At 56.2% G+C, this 19,790-nt stretch carries 19 protein-coding genes; 14 read left to right on the plus strand and 5 right to left on the minus strand.

The features are described 5' to 3' along the window. Positions 1–91: 91 nt before the first annotated feature. A complete protein-coding gene (locus tag JFU58_RS11310; protein ID WP_177025264.1) occupies positions 92–814 on the plus strand; it encodes a response regulator transcription factor in 723 nt (240 codons plus the stop codon). A gap of 71 nt (positions 815–885) precedes the next feature. On the opposite strand, the gene dinD is transcribed toward JFU58_RS11310, so the two are convergent. From dinD to dnaA, 5 genes are all read right to left on the minus strand, one after another. Continuing rightward, positions 886–1,740, minus strand: coding sequence for a DNA damage-inducible protein D (dinD, locus tag JFU58_RS11315; protein ID WP_201140685.1), 855 nt, complete (start codon positions 1,738–1,740; stop codon positions 886–888). A gap of 164 nt (positions 1,741–1,904) precedes the next feature. Next, on the minus strand, positions 1,905–4,328 hold the full coding sequence (gyrB, locus tag JFU58_RS11320) for a DNA topoisomerase (ATP-hydrolyzing) subunit B (protein ID WP_017477902.1): 2,424 nt from the start codon (positions 4,326–4,328) through the stop codon (positions 1,905–1,907). A 4-nt stretch (positions 4,329–4,332) separates the two neighbouring features. Further along, entirely contained in the window at positions 4,333–5,436 is a 1,104-nt protein-coding gene (recF, locus tag JFU58_RS11325; protein ID WP_003213585.1) for a DNA replication/repair protein RecF, read from the minus strand. A gap of 20 nt (positions 5,437–5,456) precedes the next feature. Then, complete coding sequence (dnaN, locus tag JFU58_RS11330; RefSeq protein WP_003213582.1) at positions 5,457–6,560, minus strand: DNA polymerase III subunit beta; 1,104 nt, start codon at positions 6,558–6,560, stop codon at positions 5,457–5,459. A 39-nt stretch (positions 6,561–6,599) separates the two neighbouring features. Further along, positions 6,600–8,120, minus strand: coding sequence for a chromosomal replication initiator protein DnaA (gene dnaA, locus JFU58_RS11335; protein ID WP_201140687.1), 1,521 nt, complete (start codon positions 8,118–8,120; stop codon positions 6,600–6,602). Positions 8,121–8,705: 585 nt separating this feature from the next. On the opposite strand from dnaA, the gene rpmH reads away from it, so the two are divergent. From rpmH to JFU58_RS11400, 13 genes are all read left to right on the plus strand, one after another. Beyond that, positions 8,706–8,840 (plus strand): 50S ribosomal protein L34, encoded by a 135-nt coding sequence (rpmH, locus tag JFU58_RS11340; protein WP_003213577.1) that lies wholly within the window; start codon positions 8,706–8,708, stop codon positions 8,838–8,840. 16 nt (positions 8,841–8,856) lie between these two features. Further along, positions 8,857–9,261 (plus strand): ribonuclease P protein component, encoded by a 405-nt coding sequence (gene rnpA, locus JFU58_RS11345; protein WP_053128141.1) that lies wholly within the window; start codon positions 8,857–8,859, stop codon positions 9,259–9,261. Continuing rightward, positions 9,254–9,499 (plus strand): membrane protein insertion efficiency factor YidD, encoded by a 246-nt coding sequence (gene yidD / locus JFU58_RS11350; RefSeq protein ID WP_003213574.1) that lies wholly within the window; start codon positions 9,254–9,256, stop codon positions 9,497–9,499. Before rnpA ends, yidD begins: the two co-directional genes overlap by 8 nt. Before the next feature lie 2 nt (positions 9,500–9,501). Then, complete coding sequence (yidC, locus tag JFU58_RS11355) at positions 9,502–11,184, plus strand: membrane protein insertase YidC (protein ID WP_003213572.1); 1,683 nt, start codon at positions 9,502–9,504, stop codon at positions 11,182–11,184. Between the two features lie 80 nt (positions 11,185–11,264). Next, on the plus strand, positions 11,265–12,635 hold the full coding sequence (gene mnmE, locus JFU58_RS11360) for a tRNA uridine-5-carboxymethylaminomethyl(34) synthesis GTPase MnmE (protein ID WP_177069850.1): 1,371 nt from the start codon (positions 11,265–11,267) through the stop codon (positions 12,633–12,635). Positions 12,636–13,187: 552 nt separating this feature from the next. Further along, the gene (gene mnmG / locus JFU58_RS11365; protein ID WP_063034100.1) at positions 13,188–15,080 is read left to right on the plus strand and encodes a tRNA uridine-5-carboxymethylaminomethyl(34) synthesis enzyme MnmG; all 1,893 of its coding nucleotides are present in this window, start codon (positions 13,188–13,190) and stop codon (positions 15,078–15,080) included. Beyond that, on the plus strand, positions 15,077–15,721 hold the full coding sequence (rsmG, locus tag JFU58_RS11370) for a 16S rRNA (guanine(527)-N(7))-methyltransferase RsmG (protein ID WP_003213561.1): 645 nt from the start codon (positions 15,077–15,079) through the stop codon (positions 15,719–15,721). The genes mnmG and rsmG overlap by 4 nt, the downstream gene beginning before the upstream one ends. Positions 15,722–15,739: 18 nt before the next feature. Beyond that, on the plus strand, positions 15,740–16,537 hold the full coding sequence (locus JFU58_RS11375; protein WP_017477894.1) for a ParA family protein: 798 nt from the start codon (positions 15,740–15,742) through the stop codon (positions 16,535–16,537). A 9-nt stretch (positions 16,538–16,546) separates the two neighbouring features. Beyond that, a complete protein-coding gene (locus JFU58_RS11380) occupies positions 16,547–17,419 on the plus strand; it encodes a ParB/RepB/Spo0J family partition protein (RefSeq protein WP_063033750.1) in 873 nt (290 codons plus the stop codon). A gap of 148 nt (positions 17,420–17,567) precedes the next feature. Beyond that, positions 17,568–17,975 (plus strand): F0F1 ATP synthase subunit I, encoded by a 408-nt coding sequence (locus JFU58_RS11385; protein WP_017477892.1) that lies wholly within the window; start codon positions 17,568–17,570, stop codon positions 17,973–17,975. Between the two features lie 16 nt (positions 17,976–17,991). After that, entirely contained in the window at positions 17,992–18,861 is an 870-nt protein-coding gene (gene atpB / locus JFU58_RS11390) for a F0F1 ATP synthase subunit A (RefSeq protein ID WP_017477891.1), read from the plus strand. 133 nt (positions 18,862–18,994) lie between these two features. Further along, positions 18,995–19,252: a F0F1 ATP synthase subunit C gene (gene atpE / locus JFU58_RS11395; RefSeq protein ID WP_002555987.1), complete on the plus strand. Its 258-nt coding sequence runs from the start codon at positions 18,995–18,997 to the stop codon at positions 19,250–19,252. A 56-nt stretch (positions 19,253–19,308) separates the two neighbouring features. Continuing rightward, entirely contained in the window at positions 19,309–19,779 is a 471-nt protein-coding gene (locus JFU58_RS11400) for a F0F1 ATP synthase subunit B (RefSeq protein WP_008439543.1), read from the plus strand. Positions 19,780–19,790: the final 11 nt, after the last annotated feature.

Here is a 19,790-nt window from a genome sequence, read left to right on the forward strand (position 1 = left end):
ATCAGCGTACCGAGAGATTCAGAGGGCCTGAGAATCTGGCCATAATTGTTCAGATTCCTGCCTGCATTCTTCAATAAGAAAGGACCCTGCCATGCGTGTCGCAATACTGGATGACGAACCTGCTGAACTGCGGCGGGTGGAACAGACACTGCGACAAATCCCCAGCGCTGCGGATCAGCCATGGACGCTGCACTGCTTCGAGCGTGGAGAAGACCTGCTGCGCCAATTGCGCCGGGAAACCTTTGACCTGCTGATCCTGGACTGGCAACTGCCTGACCTCAGCGGCCTGGCATTGCTGCGCTGGACCCGCGAGCACATGGAAGCGCCACCCGCCGCCATCATGCTCACCAGCCGCGATGCCGAGAGCGATATCGTCCAGGCGCTGAACAGTGGCGCCGATGATTACGTCAGCAAGCCATTTCGCCCTAACGAGCTTAAGGCACGGGTCAATGCCGTTCTGCGGCGCCACGGCCTGCAAAAGTCCGCGGCCAGCGAAGTGCTGACCTTCAACGACCTGACGTTTGATGATGCTGAACTCACAGTGAGCAGGGCAGGGAAGCCCATCAACCTGACGGAGCGCGAATATCGCCTGGCTCGGTGTCTGTTTGAGAATCTGGCGCGACCACTTTCTCGGGAATATTTGTATGAGCGGTTTTGGACTCATGAAGAAATGGTGTCGTCACGGCCGCTGGATACGCATATTTATCGGCTACGGAATAAGCTCGGACTGACGGCGGAGCGGGGGTGGCAGTTGCTGACGATCTATGGGTATGGGTATCGGTTGGAGAGTGTGACATCTGCTGCCGAGGATTGAGATGTTCCACGTGGAGCATTTATAAATCTCCACCCTTCTCAAAGCATTTAACCCTGCAGTACCCGGTGAACTCACTTCTTCGGTTTGCCGTTTTGCAGCCTGCTCTTGTCTGACTCGATTTGCTGAATACTACTGGCAGGTTTCGGCAGGTCTTCAGGCATCGTGCCACCCAACTCTTCTATGGTTTGTCGGACCTTGCGCCCGACCTCATAGTGCGTGTTGTTCGCTCTGCTTTTACCATCCACCTGATCTCGCCGTAATTTCTCTTCGGTTTGCGTCGCTCGGAAGAGATTGGCTGCAAGTTCAGTGCTACCCATATGATCGAGAATCTTTTGACTCTTCTTCAATCCTTTACGGACGTGAATGTCTCTATTACCTAACCCGCCATATAGTCCCTTGTAACCGTGGTCTTGAAAGATGGGGAAATCCATCCCACTTTCTACACCGGCCTCCTTGGCTGCTGCGGCCAAATGCTTGTTGTGAACAGCAAGCTCATTACGAATAGATAGTCGCTTTTCGTCTTCATCAAGTTGCCTGAACGCCTCACTATCACCCAACTCCTGCCTTCTGGTCTGAATGGCAAAATAGGTCTGTCCATTTGCAATAACCGGTTTAGCGGGATCGGCATTTTGCACAATGAGATAACAAGCATAACGGGAGAGGCGCAGGTCCTCCAGTTGACGTTTAGCACCTGACCCAATTTCCACCATTGTGAGGACACCCTCCACATGGTCAGAAATCGTCTGGCCGCTATTACGACAAGCGTCCATTGCCCGCTCAACAACCGGTAAGAAATGGCGATACTGCGAATAATCCAACACCTTTGCCAGTTGACGCGCCAACCAGTATTCATTTCCGTCGAAGTCGACTTGACGGATACCTTCAAAGGTTTCGTGGTGCCTTTGAGCAATGTGTTTGTCTGTCATCTGCGCATCCTCAGTGAGGCACACTTTTTAGCATGACCTTAGAGATGATTGGTTTCCATCGCCCTTTCTACCGTTTCTAAAAATGACAAACCCCGGACATAGCCGGGGTTGTTTTTAAAGGGAGGCATAGACAGCCTCCCTACAATTGCAACTTCGCTGCGCCTTCAGAAGTCCAGGTTGGACACCGCCAAGGCGTTGCTCTCGATGAAGTCACGACGAGGCTCGACCGCATCACCCATCAGGGTGTTGAAGATCTGATCCGCGCCAATGGCGTCTTCGATGGTCACACGCAGCATGCGACGCTGAGCTGGGTCCATGGTGGTTTCCCACAGCTGATCCGGGTTCATTTCGCCCAGACCTTTGTATCGCTGAATGGTGTGGCGCTTGGTGCTTTCAGCCATCAACCAGTCCAGGGCTTCCTTGAACTCTTTGACCGCTTTCTTGCGTTCGCCACGCTGGATGTAAGCACCGTCGTCCAGCAGAGTGCTTAGTTGCGCGCCGAGGGTAACAACCGTCTTGTAGTCGTTGCTGCCGAAGAAATCGCGGTTGAAGGTGACGTAGTTCGACAGGCCGTGGGAGATCAGTTCGACCTCTGGCAGCCAGACATTACGTTCACGGTCTTCACGCAGGCTGGCTTTGTAAACCAGGCCGGATTTTTCAACGGTACGCAGACGGACTTCATACTGGGCCAGCCAATTCTGCATATGAGCGTGATCGCCCAATTGCTCGAGGCTGACGGCAGGCAGATAGATGAAGTGCTCGGTCAGCTCCTGAGGGTACAGGCGCGACAAACGCTTGAGGGTCTTCATCACCATGCGGAAATCGTTTACCAGGCGCTCCAACGCTTCACCGGAGATGCCCGGGGCTTCGTCGTTCAAGTGCAGGCTCGCATCTTCCAGGGCCGACTGCGTCATGTACTCTTCCATGGCGTCGTCGTCTTTGATGTATTGCTCTTGCTTGCCCTTTTTCACTTTGTACAGCGGCGGCTGGGCGATGTAGATATAGCCACGCTCGATCAGCTCCGGCAACTGACGGAAGAAGAACGTCAGCAGCAGGGTCCGGATGTGCGAACCGTCGACGTCAGCATCGGTCATGATAATGATGTTGTGGTAGCGCAACTTATCGATGTTGTACTCGTCGCGGCCGATGCCACAGCCCAGGGCGGTGATCAAGGTGCCGACTTCCTGCGAGGAAATCATCTTGTCGAAGCGTGCCTTCTCGACGTTGAGGATCTTACCCTTCAACGGCAGGATGGCCTGGGTGCGACGGTTACGACCCTGCTTGGCGGAACCGCCAGCAGAGTCACCTTCCACCAGGTACAGTTCGGAGAGGGCAGGGTCTTTCTCCTGGCAGTCAGCCAGTTTGCCCGGCAGGCCAGCGATATCCAGTGCACCTTTACGACGGGTCATCTCACGGGCTTTACGCGCCGCTTCACGAGCCCGCGCCGCGTCGATCATCTTGCCGACAACCAATTTGGCTTCGTTCGGGTTTTCCAGCAGGAAGTCGGAGAAGTACTTGCCCATTTCCTGTTCAACGGCGGTCTTCACTTCGGAAGACACCAGCTTGTCTTTGGTCTGGGAGCTGAACTTCGGGTCCGGAACCTTGACCGAAATAATCGCGGTCAGGCCTTCACGGGCATCGTCACCGGTGGTGGCGACTTTGTGCTTCTTCGCCAGGCCTTCTGCTTCGATGTAGGTGTTCAGGTTACGCGTCAGCGCCGAACGGAAACCCACCAGGTGAGTACCGCCATCGCGCTGAGGAATGTTGTTGGTGAAGCACAACAGGTTCTCGTTGAAGCTGTCGTTCCACTGCAGGGCGATTTCTACGCCGATGCCGTCTTCACGCTGGATGTTGAAGTGGAACACCTGGTTGACCGCAGTCTTGTTGGTGTTCAAGTATTCAACGAACGCACGCAGGCCACCTTCGTATTTGAACAGCTCTTCCTTGCCGCTGCGCTCGTCCTTGAGGACGATACCCACACCGGAGTTGAGGAAGGACAATTCACGAATCCGCTTGGCCAGAATGTCCCAGCTGAAGTGGATGTTCTTGAAGGTCTCGTCTGAAGGACGGAAATGAATCTGGGTACCGGTTGTTTCGCTTTCGCCGACGATCTTCATCGGTTCTTGCGGAACGCCGTGAACGTAGGTCTGTTCCCAGATCTTGCCGCTGCGACGCACGGTCAGCACCAGCAGTTCGGAGAGGGCGTTCACCACGGAAACACCTACACCGTGCAAACCGCCGGATACTTTGTAGGAGTTGTCGTCGAACTTACCGCCGGCGTGGAGCACGGTCATGATGACCTCTGCCGCCGAAACGCCTTCTTCTTTATGCACATCTACCGGGATGCCGCGACCGTTGTCGCGCACGGTGATGGATTCGTCCGGGTGGATGATGATACTGATGTCGTCGCAGTGACCGGCCAAAGCTTCGTCGATCGAGTTATCGACCACCTCGAACACCATGTGGTGCAGACCGCTGCCATCATCGGTATCACCGATGTACATACCGGGACGTTTGCGTACGGCATCCAAACCTTTAAGCACTTTAATGCTGGTCGAGTCGTACGTATTCGTATTTTCTTCGCTCATGCCTTCACTCCCGATGGTCGTGGGTCTGGGTGATACGGCCTTGTTCCACGTGGAACAAAGCGACTGGCGTTTCCGTCTGCCAGCCTTCCCTCAATAATTCGTGGTCTACACAGGTGATAAACACCTGGCAGCGTAAGTCTTCCAACAAGCGGCATAACGCGCGGCGGTGCTGCTCGTCCAGTTCGGACGGCAAGTCATCCACCAGATAAATACATTGCCCGCGCCGGGCTTGGCTAACCAGATGCCCCTGGGCGATACGCAGGGCGCAAACCACCAACTTCTGCTGACCGCGGGACAAGATGTCCGCAGCATTATGTGCGCCTAATCTAAGGCGCAAATCAGCCCGTTGTGGTCCGGCCTGGGTGTGACCAATTTGCTGATCCCGTTGTAAGGACGTGGCGAGCACTGCACTCAGTTCCCGGTCTTTGTCCCAACCACGGTAGTAGCTCAACGTCAGCCCCTCGAGTTCAAGCAACTCGCTCAAGGTCTGTTCAAAGACTGGTTTCAAGGCTTTGATATAGGCGCGGCGGTATTCATCTATTTCAGCGCTGGCCAGGCACAGTTCCCGGTCCCAGGCCGCTTGCGAAGCGGCGTCAAGTGTACCATGCCGCAGCCATGAGTTCCGCTGCCGCAGGGCCTTCTGCAGGCGCTGCCAAGTGGCCATGAAACGCGGTTCCACGTGGAACACTCCCCAATCGAGGAATTGCCTGCGGATTTTTGGCGCGCCTTCCAGCAAGCGGAAGCTGTCTGGGTTGATCAGTTGCAGTGGCAGGATTTCCGCCAGCTGCGCGGCACTGCGAGCATTCTGCCCGTCGATGCGTATTTGAAACTCCCCCTGGCGATCACGAGAAATCCCCAAGCTGCTATGACCGCCTTCCGCCAATTCGACTTGGCCAAATACCGTGCACGCCAATTGCTCGTACTGAATCACCGGTAACAAGCGGGCACTGCGAAAGGAACGGGCTAGCCCTAGCAGGTGAATGGCTTCCAGCACGCTGGTTTTGCCACTGCCGTTGGCGCCGTGGAGGATATTGATGCGGGGGGAAGGGGAGAAGGTCACCGGGTGCAAATTGCGCACCGCGGTGACCGAGACGCGACTGAGGGACATCTAGCTTCTGCTGAACATGATTACAGGCGCATCGGCATGACAACGTAAGCCGAGTCATCGTTGTCGGATTCTTGCACCAGGGCGCTGCTGTTGGAGTCAGACAGAATCAGGCGAACCTGTTCGGTGGTCATGACGCCCAGCACGTCCAGCAGGTAGCTGACGTTGAAGCCGATTTCCAGGTTGCCGCCGTTGTAGTCGACGCCCACTTCCTCTTCCGCTTCTTCCTGCTCAGGGTTATTCGCCTGAATTTTCAGCTGGCCGTTGGCCAATTGCAGGCGAATACCACGGTACTTCTCGTTGGAGAGAATAGCGGTACGGCTGAATGCTTCACGCAGGGCCTGACGATCACCGATCACCAGCTTGTCACCGCCTTTAGGCAGAACACGCTCGTAATCCGGGAACTTGCCGTCAACCAGCTTGGATGTGAAGGTGAACTCGCCGGTAGTCGCGCGGATGTGGTGCTGGCCCAGGACGATGCTGACATTGCCATCCGGCTCGGTCAGCAGGCGCGCGAGTTCCAGAATACCTTTACGCGGCACGATCACCTGGTGGCGATCCGGCTGACCGATATCGGCTTTCATCGAGCACATGGCCAGACGGTGACCGTCAGTGGCTACGGCGCGGATGATGCCTTCGGAGACTTCCAGCAGCATGCCGTTGAGGTAATAACGCACGTCCTGCTGGGCCATGGCGAAGCTGGTGCGCTCGATCAAACGGCGCAGTCGGCTTTGTTCCAGGCTGCAGGTCAGCGAGCCAGGACCTTCTTCCACGGTCGGGAAGTCGTTGGCCGGCAAGGTCGAAAGGGTGAAGCGGCTGCGACCGGCCTTGACCACCAGCTTCTGCTCATCAACCTTGATGTCGATCAGTGCGTCGTTAGGCAGGCTTTTACAGATGTCCATCAGCTTGCGCGCCGGCACGGTGATCTCGCCAGGTTCGGCGGGCTCTTCCAGTTGGACACGACCGACCAGTTCGACTTCCAGGTCGGTACCGGTCAAGGACAATTGCTGGCCTTCGACAACCAGCAATACGTTGGAAAGCACCGGCAAGGTCTGTCGGCGCTCGACGACGCCTGCGACCAGTTGCAGGGGTTTCAACAGGGCTTCGCGTTGAATGGTGAAATGCATGGTCTAGTCCCTTGCCTTAATAAGCTGCGCTGGTGTTCATCAAGTAGTCAGTGTACGCAGCAGGTTCTTGTAGTCCTCGCGAATATCCGCGTCGGATTCCTTAAGTTCGTTGATCTTGCGGCACGCGTGCAAGACCGTGGTGTGGTCGCGACCGCCAAACACATCACCAATTTCCGGCAGGCTGTGGTTGGTCAGCTCTTTGGAGAGCGCCATCGCTACCTGACGGGGACGTGCTACCGAGCGCGAACGGCGCTTGGACAGCAGGTCGGAAATCTTGATCTTGTAGTACTCGGCCACAGTGCGCTGGATGTTATCCACACTCACCAGCTTGTCTTGCAACGCCAACAGGTCTTTCAGGGATTCGCGAATCAACTCGATGGTGATGTCGCGGCCCATGAAGTGCGAGTGAGCGATGACCCGCTTGAGTGCGCCTTCCAGCTCACGCACGTTGGAACGAATGCGCTGGGCGATGAAGAACGCGGCGTCGTGAGGCAGGTCGACTTTAGCCTGGTCGGCCTTTTTCATCAGGATCGCGACGCGGGTTTCCAGTTCCGGCGGTTCTACCGCGACGGTTAGGCCCCAGCCGAAGCGCGACTTCAGGCGCTCTTCCAGGCCTTCGATTTCCTTCGGATAACGGTCACTGGTCAAGATGACCTGTTGGCCACCTTCGAGCAACGCGTTGAACGTGTGGAAAAACTCTTCCTGGGAACGTTCCTTGCGGGCGAAGAATTGAATGTCATCGATCAGCAAGGCATCAACGGAACGGTAGAACCGTTTGAACTCGTTGATTGCATTGAGCTGCAGCGCCTTGACCATGTCGGCCACGAAGCGCTCCGAGTGCAGGTACACGACCTTGGCATTCGGGTTCTTCTTTAATAGGTGGTTCCCCACGGCGTGCATCAAGTGAGTTTTACCCAAGCCAACACCGCCATAAAGGAAGAGCGGGTTGTAACCGTGCTTGGGATTGTCGGCAACCTGCCAGGCAGCCGCACGGGCCAGCTGGTTGGATTTACCTTCGACAAAGTTCTCAAAGGTGAACGTGCGGTTGAGGTAACTGGTGTGCTTAAGCGCACCTTCTACCTGGACGGTGCGCTGTTCAGCACGAACCGGGGCCTGCTGAGAGCTGGCGCCGGCCATTGGGTCAAAGCTGTCGCGGGACGGCTCTTCATTTATAGGCGCGTTTTTCTGCGACGACGATTTCGAAGGCGTCTGGGCAACCGGGGCCGGCGAGTTATTAATAGGTGCCGCAGCGGCCTGAGCCTGGGAGGCACTGGCTGCCAACGGTGCATTCGGCGCAGCACGAGGTGCCGAGCTACGTTTGCTGCCTATTAATAAGGAGAGCACCGGCGCAAGCCCGTTGCCATGTTCATCGAGCAATTCGAGAACGCGGCTCAGGTATTTCTCGTTGACCCAGTCGAGAACAAAACGATTGGGTGCGTAGACACGCAACTCGTCGCCTTCGGCTTCGACCTGTAGCGGACGGATCCAGGTGTTGAATTGCTGGGCAGGCAGCTCATCGCGCAAAAGCTCCACGCACTGCTGCCAAAGTTCCACTGACACGGATATCCCCTAAGTTGAAAGCCGGTGAGGCAAAAACAGCCGCCATTGTAGCGGCCAGCCGTCCACTTATCCACATGTAGGTTGCTCACAGGGCGCCAAGAATCAATGCCTTAACCGTAAAAAAGGCGACAAATGGTCTGTGCATAAGCTCTGTGGATAAGCACCCCTAAGCCCGTTGTACAAGTGGGGTCGAAAGTCTGTGGGTAACTGGCCTGTGGATAAGTAGCCATTCCACACACAGCTTATCCGATAGCGCAGCACAGGCAGAGCACCGTTTCTCCCCCGTGTTGTCATTCTCTGTACACCACGTAGAATATGGCCTTAAGGCAGTTATCCACAGAAGATCGCCTCCCTAGCTTTTATAAGCTTTACAGAAAAGCTTTAAATAACTTCCTTCTTTATTTTTATATCTATGGCATTGCTCGTGAAAGCCGAACCGCTCGGATTCGGTCCAGGGGCCTCCAGATATCTAATTAAAGGAAAAGCTGGTTGGAAATTGACCTAGAGGCTTGCTTTCTCTAGAATCGCCGGTCTCTTAAAACGGGGGCCATTCCGGCCCGTTGTGGACGAACCAGGTAACACGCCATGAAACGTACTTTCCAACCAAGCACCATCAAACGCGCCCGTACTCACGGCTTCCGTGCTCGCATGGCCACCAAGAACGGCCGTGCTGTCCTGTCGCGTCGCCGCGCCAAAGGTCGTGCGCGTCTGGCAGTTTGATAATCCGGTACTGGTGGTGAGTCAGGACTTCAGTCGGGAAAAGCGTCTGCTAACCCCCCGGCATTTCAAGGCAGTCTTTGACTCCCCCACCGGCAAGGTTCCGGGGAAAAATCTCCTGCTCCTTGCGCGTAACAACGATCTGGATCACCCCCGTCTCGGGTTAGTGATCGGCAAGAAGAGCGTAAAGCTCTCCGTTGAGCGCAATCGCCTCAAGCGTCTGATGCGCGAATCGTTTCGCCTCCACCAGGACACTCTGGTTGGTTGGGATATTGTTATCGTCGCGCGCAAAGGCTTGGGGGACGTAGAAAACCCCGAATTGATTCAGCATTTCGGCAAGCTCTGGAAACGTTTGGCTCGTACCAACAAGCCAGCACCAGCTGTCAGCACCGAAACTGTAGGGGTAGACAGTACTGATGCGTAAACTGGCCCTCGTTCCGATCCAGTTTTACCGCTATGCCATTAGTCCCCTGATGGCAAATCACTGTCGTTTCTACCCCAGTTGTTCCTGCTACGCGTTGGAAGCCATAGAAAATCATGGCCTTCTGCGCGGTGGCTGGCTGACCTTTCGTCGTTTAGGTCGCTGTCATCCGTGGAATCCCGGTGGTTATGACCCGGTTCCACCTATCCCTACCTCCCGTTCTTCTTCGATGGCCGAGTAATCATGGATATTAAACGCACGATCCTGATCGTCGCCCTGGCAATCGTGTCCTACTCTATGGTTCTTAAGTGGAACCAGGATTATGGCCAAGCTGCCCTGCCGACTCAGAATGTTGCTACCAATCAGTCGGCGCCGGCTATTCCGGATACGCCACTGGGTAACAATGCTGCCGCCAGTGCCGATGTACCCAGCGCGAATGCCGATACCAGCACCCCGGTAGAAACCCCGGTCGTCACCAATAAAGACCTCATCCATGTAAAAACGGATGTACTGGACCTGGCAATCGATCCACAGGGTGGTGATATCGCCCAGCTGAAGCTGCCGCTGTATCCACGTCGCCAAGACCATCCGGATGTTCCGTTCCAGCTGTTCGATAATGGCGGCGAACGTGTATATCTGGCACAAAGTGGCCTGACCGGTACTGACGGTCCGGATGCTCGTGCTACCGGTCGTCCGGTTTATTCGACCGAACAGAAGACTTATCAACTGGCTGACGGCCAGAACCAGTTGAACGTCGACCTGAAATTCAGTCACGACGGCGTCAACTACATCAAGCGTTTCAGCTTCACCCGCGGTTTGTACGATCTGAAAGTCACTTATCTGATCGATAACGAAAGCGCCAAGCCGTGGACTGGCAACCTGTTTGCCCAGCTCAAGCGTGACAACAGCGCCGATCCTTCTTCCAGCACCGCCACCGGCACCGCGACTTACCTGGGCGCCGCCCTGTGGACAAGTAGCGAGCCGTACAAAAAAGTGTCGATGAAAGATATCGACAAGGGCGCGCTGAAAGAAACCGTTCAAGGTGGCTGGGTTGCCTGGTTGCAACACTACTTCGTGACCGCATGGATCCCGAACAAGGGTGATGCGAACCTGGTTCAAACCCGCAAAGACAGCCAAGGCAACTACATCATTGGCTTTACTGGCCCGACGTTGACCGTCGCTCCAGGTGCCAAGGCCGAAGCCAGCGCTACGTTGTACGCCGGTCCGAAGAGCCAGGCTGTGCTGAAAGAGTTATCCCCAGGTCTGGAACTGACTGTGGATTACGGCATTCTGTGGTTCATTGCCCAGCCTATCTTCTGGTTGCTGCAACATATCCACAGCATCGTCGGCAACTGGGGCTTCTCGATCATCCTGCTGACCATGCTGATCAAGGGGATCTTCTTCCCACTGTCGGCTGCCAGCTACAAGTCGATGGCGCGTATGCGTGCCGTGGCCCCGAAACTGGCCGCGCTGAAAGAACAACATGGCGATGACCGGCAGAAAATGTCGCAGGCCATGATGGAGCTGTACAAGAAAGAGAAGATCAACCCGTTGGGTGGATGCTTGCCGATTCTGGTGCAGATGCCGGTGTTCCTGTCGCTGTACTGGGTGCTCCTGGAAAGCGTGGAAATGCGCCAGGCTCCGTTCATGCTGTGGATAACTGACCTGTCGATCAAAGACCCGTTCTTTATCCTGCCGATCATCATGGGCGCGACCATGTTCATCCAGCAGCGTCTGAACCCGACGCCGCCGGACCCGATGCAGGCCAAGGTAATGAAAATGATGCCAATCATCTTCACCTTCTTCTTCCTGTGGTTCCCGGCTGGTCTGGTGCTGTACTGGGTGGTCAACAACTGCCTGTCGATCTCCCAACAGTGGTACATCACACGTAAAATCGAAGCGGCTACCAAAAAAGCCGAGGCGTAATTTACTCTGTGGATAACACCACTCAAGACGCCCCCTAGTGGGGCGTTTTGCTTTCCGTCACTTTTATCCGGGTACCCGCCATGAGCGCTCCTCGTGAAACCATCGCCGCTGTCGCCACCGCTCAAGGTCGTGGTGGTGTCGGTATCGTTCGTATTTCCGGACCGCTCGCCGGCGTGGCGACCCAGGCCATCATTGGGCGCGAACTGAAGCCACGGTATGCGCATTACGGGCCATTTTTAGGCACTGATGAAGAAGTGCTGGATGAAGGCATTGCCCTTTATTTCCCGGGGCCGAACTCCTTTACCGGTGAAGACGTCCTGGAACTGCAAGGCCACGGCGGCCCGATCGTCCTGGACATGCTGCTGCAGCGTTGCCTGCAGTTGGGTTGCCGCCTGGCACGGCCGGGTGAATTCAGCGAACGCGCGTTCCTCAACGACAAACTTGACCTGGCTCAGGCCGAGGCGATCGCCGACCTGATCGAAGCCAGCTCTGCACAAGCCGCGCGCAATGCGTTGCGCTCATTGCAGGGCGCATTTTCCCTGCGTGTGCATAACCTGACCGAGCAATTGATCAGCTTGCGCATCTACGTGGAGGCCGCGATTGATTTTCCGGAGGAAGAAATCGACTTCCTCGCCGATGGCCATGTCCTGGCGATGCTGGATAAAGTCCGTGACGAGTTATCCACAGTACTGCGTGAAGCCGGGCAAGGTGCCTTGCTGCGCGACGGTATGACCGTGGTGATTGCCGGTCGTCCCAACGCCGGCAAGTCGAGCCTGCTCAATGCCCTGGCCGGGCGAGAAGCCGCGATCGTCACCGAGATCGCCGGCACCACGCGGGACATCCTGCGCGAACATATCCACATCGATGGCATGCCCCTGCATGTGGTGGACACGGCCGGGCTGCGTGACACCGATGACCAGGTGGAAAAGATCGGTGTGGAACGCGCGTTGAAGGCCATTACGGAAGCTGACCGTGTGCTGCTGGTGGTGGATGCCACTGCGCCAGAGGCTGCAGATCCATTCGCGCTGTGGCCGGAATTCCTCGAACAACGGCCGGACCCGGCCAAGGTCACGCTGATTCGCAACAAGGCTGACCTGACGGGCGAGGCAATTGCCCTGGAAGTCAGTGAAGATGGCCACGTGACAATCAGCTTGAGTGCCAAGGCCGCAGGAGAAGGGCTGGAACTGCTGCGCGATCATCTGAAAGCGTGCATGGGCTACGAACAGACCTCGGAAAGCAGCTTTAGCGCGCGCCGCAGGCACCTGGAAGCGTTGCGTCATGCCAGCGCGGCCCTCGAGCACGGGCGGGCACAGTTGACCCTGGCAGGTGCTGGTGAGCTTCTGGCTGAAGATCTGCGCCAGGCTCAACAGTTATTGGGCGAGATTACCGGTGCGTTCAGCTCCGATGACTTGCTGGGACGGATCTTTTCCAGCTTCTGCATCGGTAAATAACCTTTCGCTGCTACCCAGACAGGCCATTCGCGCCTGTCTGTTCTGCCCGTTTCAGGGCATCCAACTGTCTTTTCTGAATAACGCGAACGCTGCGACGGCTTTTCTGCGCCCGTAATTTGCCTTTACGGACGCTTTTCTGTGGATTAAGCCCTGTGAATAACCCCCCCTGTGCCCAGTTGATAACCAGCCTTGAAACCTGAGTAAAAACCCCTCTGTGGATAACCACCTGTTTAATCCACAGGCTTAAACCACTTATCCAAGGGCCTCCTTGGCACCTAACCACAGACTTTTGAAGCTGTGTACACAAAGTAAATAAAGGCCTGTAGAGATCTATCCACAGAAAAATGCCTCAGTAGAAATAAACATAAAAACAAAGATTTAATAAATTTCTCTCTTTTAATTTCTATTGTTCGTGATTCATCCACAGCTGGTTAAATTTTGTGCAAAGGGTTCTTTAGGAAGGGCGAAGTCCCTATACTTGCCGACTCGTTCGAAAACCTGATCTCGAACGCTCATTCCTAATTACCTACAGAAGCAGGCACGAGGTGCGTGGTGGATTTCCCTTCCCGTTTTGAAGTGATCGTCATCGGCGGCGGTCATGCCGGTACCGAGGCAGCACTGGCGTCAGCACGCATGGGGGCAAAAACCCTGTTGCTGACGCATAACGTGGAAACCCTCGGCGCCATGAGCTGCAACCCCGCAATCGGCGGGATTGGCAAAAGCCACTTGGTCAAGGAAATCGATGCCCTGGGTGGCGCGATGGCCATGGCTACCGACAAAGGTGGTATTCAATTTCGCGTATTGAACAGCCGCAAAGGCCCGGCCGTGCGAGCCACGCGTGCTCAAGCCGACCGGATCCTGTACAAGGCCGCTGTCCGCGAAACCCTGGAAAACCAGCCGAACCTGTGGATATTTCAACAGGCAGCCGATGACCTGATCGTCGAACAAGACCAGGTACGCGGTGTTGTAACGCAAATGGGCCTGCGTTTCTTCGCAGAATCCGTGGTGTTGACCACCGGTACCTTCCTCGGCGGACTTATCCACATCGGCATGCAGAACTATTCCGGTGGCCGCGCTGGTGATCCGCCGTCGATCGCCTTGGCTCAGCGCCTTCGCGAACTGCCGCTGCGTGTCGGTCGCCTGAAAACCGGCACACCGCCGCGTATCGATGGCCGGTCTGTGGATTTCTCGGTGATGACCGAGCAAGCCGGCGATACACCGATCCCGGTGATGTCGTTCATGGGTTCCAAGGAACAGCATCCGAAACAGGTCAGTTGCTGGATTACCCATACCAACGCTCGCACCCACGAAATCATTGCTGCGAACCTCGACCGTTCGCCGATGTATTCCGGTGTGATCGAAGGTATTGGCCCACGCTACTGCCCGTCGATCGAAGACAAGATCCATCGCTTTGCCGACAAGGAAAGCCACCAGGTTTTTATCGAGCCGGAAGGTCTGACTACCCACGAGCTGTACCCGAACGGGATTTCCACTTCCTTGCCGTTCGATGTGCAAATCCAGATTGTGCAATCGATTCGCGGTATGGAAAACGCCCACATCGTGCGGCCTGGTTACGCCATCGAGTACGACTACTTCGATCCGCGTGACTTGAAATACAGCCTGGAAACCAAGGTTATTGGCGGCTTGTTCTTCGCTGGCCAAATCAACGGCACCACCGGTTACGAAGAAGCCGGCGCCCAGGGTTTGCTGGCTGGAGCCAACGCGGCACTGCGTGCCCAGGGCAAAGACAGCTGGTGCCCGCGTCGCGATGAGGCGTACATCGGGGTGTTGGTCGACGACCTGATTACTCTCGGTACCCAGGAACCGTACCGGATGTTTACGTCCCGGGCCGAATACCGCCTGATCCTGCGGGAAGACAACGCCGACCTGCGCTTGACCGAAAAAGGTCGCGAGCTGGGCCTGGTCGACGATGTGCGTTGGGCTGCCTTCTGCAAAAAACGCGAAAGCATCGAGTTGGAAGAGCAACGCCTGAAAAGTACCTGGGTTCGCCCGGGCACCGAGCAAGGCGACGCGATTGCCGAAAAATTCGGCACGCCGCTGACTCACGAATACAACTTGCTGAACCTGCTGTCCCGTCCGGAAATCGACTACGCTGGGCTGATCTCGGTCACCGGCGTTGGCGCAGAAGATCCACAGGTCGCCGAACAGGTCGAAATCAAGACCAAATACGCCGGGTATATTGACCGCCAGCAGGATGAGATCGCTCGTCTGCGGGCCAGCGAAGACACCAAGCTGCCTGTGGATATCGATTACACAAACATTTCCGGGCTGTCGAAAGAGATTCAAGGCAAGCTGGGGATAACTCGACCAGAGACCCTGGGCCAGGCGTCCCGTATCCCGGGCGTCACGCCGGCAGCCATTTCGCTGTTGATGATTCATTTGAAAAAACGCGGCGCGGGCCGTCAGTTGGAGCAAAGCGCTTGAGTTCGTTGGTCACCTCGCAACACGCCGAAGAGTTATCCACAGGTGCTCGCCAGCTTGGCGTCAACCTGACCGAAGCCCAGCACGAGTTGCTGCTGGGTTATCTGGCCCTGTTGATCAAATGGAATAAGGCTTACAACCTCACTGCGGTGCGTGATCCAGACGAAATGGTCTCTCGCCATCTGCTCGACAGCCTCAGCGTGATGCCGTTTATCGAAAACGGCCGCTGGCTCGACGTTGGCAGCGGCGGCGGCATGCCCGGCATCCCGTTGGCGATCCTGTTTCCCGAGTCGCAAGTGACCTGCCTCGACAGCAATGGCAAGAAAACTCGCTTCCTGACCCAGGTAAAACTCGAACTCAAGCTGGATAATCTGCAAGTTATCCACAGTCGCGTCGAAGCCTTCACGCCTGAACAGCCATTCAACGGAATTGTGTCCCGGGCGTTCAGCAGTATGGAGAACTTCAGCAACTGGACCCGCCACCTCGGCGACCGCGATACCCGTTGGCTGGCAATGAAGGGCGTTCATCCAAGCGACGAGCTGTTAGCATTGCCGGCAGACTTCCACCTCGATAGCGAACACGCTTTGGCCGTACCCGGTTGCCAAGGCCAACGCCATCTGCTGATACTGCGCCGCACGGCATGATTGGGAACACAAGCAAGAATGGCTAAGGTATTCGCGATAGCGAACCAGAAAGGTGGCGTGGGCAAAACCACCACCTGCATCAACCTCGCAGCATCCCTGGTTGCTACCAAGCGTCGGGTGCTGTTGATCGATCTCGATCCACAGGGCAACGCCACCATGGGCAGCGGTGTGGATAAACACGGCCTGGAAAACTCGGTCTACGACTTGCTGATTGGCGAGTGCGACCTGGCCCAGGCCATGCACTATTCCGAGCACGGTGGTTATCAACTGCTGCCGGCCAACCGCGATTTGACTGCGGCGGAAGTGGTGCTGCTGGAAATGCAGATGAAAGAAAGCCGTCTGCGCAGCGCCCTGGCGCCGATCCGCGAGAATTACGACTACATTTTGATCGACTGCCCACCGTCGCTGTCGATGCTGACGTTGAACGCACTGGTTGCCGCCGACGGGGTAATTATCCCCATGCAGTGCGAGTACTTCGCGCTGGAAGGCTTGAGCGACCTTGTGGATAACATCAAGCGTATTGCCGAGTTGCTCAACCCGAACCTGCAAATCGAAGGCTTGCTGCGGACCATGTATGACCCGCGCCTGAGCCTGATGAACGATGTGTCGGCGCAGCTCAAGGAACACTTCGGCGACCAGCTCTACGACACCGTGATTCCACGCAACATCCGCCTGGCCGAAGCGCCAAGCTATGGCATGCCCGCGCTGGCGTACGACAAATCATCCCGCGGCGCCATTGCCTACCTGGCTCTGGCCGGCGAGATGGTTCGTCGTCAACGCCGCAATTCACGCACCGCTGCAGCCCAGCCAACTTAAGGAATCCCCATGGCCGTCAAGAAACGAGGTCTCGGACGTGGACTGGATGCACTGCTGAGTGGTCCGACTGTCACTTCGCTTGAAGAACAGGCAGTGCAGGCCGACGAGCGCGAGCTGCAACACCTGCCGCTGGACCTGATCCAGCGCGGCAAATACCAGCCGCGCCGGGACATGGACCCTCAGGCGCTGGAAGAATTGGCGAATTCGATCAAGGCCCAGGGCGTGATGCAGCCAATCGTGGTGCGCCCGATTGGTGCAGGTCGCTTTGAAATCATCGCCGGCGAACGCCGCTGGCGCGCGAGCCAACAGGCCGGCAAGGAAACCATCCCGGCGATGGTGCGTGATGTGCCGGATGAAACCGCCATTGCCATGGCGTTGATCGAGAACATCCAGCGCGAAGACCTTAATCCTATTGAGGAGGCGATCGCCCTGCAGCGTTTGCAGCAGGAATTCAAATTGACTCAGCAGGAAGTCGCGGACGCGGTGGGCAAGTCCCGGGTGACCGTGTCCAACCTGTTGCGCCTAATCGCGCTGCCGGAAGTCATCAAAACCATGCTTTCCCATGGAGACCTGGAAATGGGGCACGCCCGTGCCTTGCTCGGTTTGCCGGAAAATCAACAGGTTGAAGGGGCGCGACACGTTGTCGCACGAGGCCTCACCGTTCGTCAGACCGAGGCCCTGGTTCGCCAGTGGCTCAGTGGCAAACCTGCACCGGTCGAAACTGCCAAACCTGATCCGGACATTGCACGCCTGGAGCAGCGCCTGGCCGAACGCCTAGGCTCTGCGGTGCAAATTCGCCACGGCAAGAAAGGTAAAGGGCAATTGGTCATCGGATATAACTCATTGGATGAGCTTCAGGGCGTCCTTGCCCACATCCGCTGAAACAATTGCTTCTGTAGCGCGCAGTCGGAAATCACTACCCGGCAGTTGAATAGGGGCAGAACCGCCCCTATACTCTGCGCGCATTTTGTCGGCACAAATTATGCCAAGTTATTGATTTCCGGCAGCCGACCATTGAGGAGCAAGAGTGATGGAAACCCGCACGCCAAACACGTTGCCGTTCCATCGCTTGGCCGTTTTCCCGGTTTTAGTGGCTCAATTTGTCATCTTGCTGATCGCCGCTTTGGCGTTTTGGTACTGGCATGGAGTCGTAGCCGGATACTCGGGACTCTGCGGAGGCCTGATAGCCTTGCTGCCCAATATGTATTTTGCTCACAGGGCCTTTCGGTTTTCCGGCGCCCGAGCAGCCCAAGCCATCGTCCGGTCTTTTTATGCTGGCGAGGCGGGGAAATTGATTTTGACGGCAGTGCTGTTTGCACTGACCTTTGCAGGTGTGAAGCCATTGGCGCCGCTGGCTGTATTCGGCGTCTTCGTGTTGACCCAACTGGTCAGCTGGTTCGCTCCCCTGCTAATGAAAACAAGACTTTCGAAACCTTAGGGCGTTTGAGGCAACCATGGCAGAAACAACCGCTTCGGGCTATATCCAGCACCACTTGCAGAACCTGACCTTCGGTCAGCTTCCCAACGGCGGCTGGGGCTTTGCCCACACCGCAGCAGAAGCCAAAGAAATGGGCTTCTGGGCATTCCACCTGGATACTCTGGGCTGGTCTGTCGCATTGGGTCTGATCTTCGTCCTGATTTTCCGCATGGCGGCAAAGAAGGCGACTTCCGGTCAGCCAGGTGCTTTGCAGAACTTCGTTGAAGTATTGGTCGAATTCGTCGATGGCAGCGTGAAAGACAGCTTCCATGGTCGTAGCGCGGTGATTGCACCGTTGGCACTGACCATCTTCGTCTGGGTGTTCCTGATGAACGCCGTCGACCTGATTCCGGTTGACTGGATTCCTCAGTTGGCCATGGCGATCTCCGGCGATCCGCACATTCCATTCCGTGCCGTATCGACCACTGACCCGAACGCTACCCTGGGCATGGCCCTGTCGGTGTTCGTGTTGATCATTTTCTACAGCATCAAGATCAAGGGCATCGGCGGCTTCATCGGTGAACTGACCCTGCACCCGTTCGGCAGCAAGAACATCTTCGTTCAAGCCCTGCTGATCCCGGTGAACTTCCTGCTGGAATTCGTGACCCTGATCGCCAAGCCGATTTCCCTGGCTCTGCGACTGTTCGGCAACATGTATGCCGGCGAGCTGGTGTTCATTCTGATCGCTGTGATGTTCGGCAGTGGTCTGCTCTGGCTTAGCGGCCTGGGCATTGTTCTGCAGTGGGCGTGGGCTGTGTTCCACATCCTGATCATCACCCTGCAGGCGTTTATCTTCATGATGCTGACCATCGTCTACCTGTCGATGGCGCACGAAGAGAACCATTAAGACCAGTCTCGACTAGTCTGATGTCCCTCCCGGTCAAACGGGAGGGTAGCCCTGAAGGGCTATGAAACGATTTGTTTTACCGCTTTAAAATCTAAAAAACCTAAACCATACGACGTAAAAGTCGGGAGGAAAGATGGAAACTGTAGTTGGTCTAACCGCTATCGCTGTTGCACTGTTGATCGGCCTGGGCGCCCTGGGTACTGCCATTGGTTTCGGCCTGCTGGGCGGCAAGTTCCTGGAAGGCGCAGCGCGTCAGCCAGAAATGGTTCCAATGCTGCAAGTTAAAATGTTCATCGTCGCCGGCCTGCTCGACGCCGTGACCATGATCGGTGTTGGTATCGCTCTGTTCTTCACCTTCGCGAACCCCTTCGTTGGTCAACTCGCCGGTTAATCACTCGTTTTTTCGAGTGATTGGTGTGTTGTGCAACGAACGAGCGAGGTATTGGCGTGAACATTAATGCAACCATTATTGGTCAGTCCTTAGCGTTCTTGATTTTTGTAGTTTTCTGCATGAAGTTCGTATGGCCTCCGGTCATCGCGGCTTTGCACGAACGTCAGAAGAAGATCGCAGACGGACTGGACGCTGCCGCACGAGCAGCTCGCGACCTGGAGTTGGCCCAAGATAAAGCGGGTCAACAACTGCGCGAAGCGAAAGCTCAGGCAGCTGAAATCATTGAGCAAGCCAAGAAACGCGGTAACCAGATCGTTGAAGAGGCTGTTGAAAAAGCCCGTATCGACGCTGACCGTGTGAAGGTTCAGGCTCAAGCCGAGATCGAGCAGGAACTGAACGGTGTCAAAGATGCGCTGCGTGCCCAACTGGGTGCTCTGGCCGTCGGCGGTGCTGAGAAGATCCTGGGTGCCACAATCGATCAAAACGCGCACGCGGAGCTGGTAAACAAACTGGCTGCTGAAATTTAAGCGAGGGCGAT

Origin of the sequence: Pseudomonas sp. TH34 (assembly GCF_016650865.1) — a bacterium.
GTDB lineage: Bacteria > Pseudomonadota > Gammaproteobacteria > Pseudomonadales > Pseudomonadaceae > Aquipseudomonas > Aquipseudomonas yamanorum.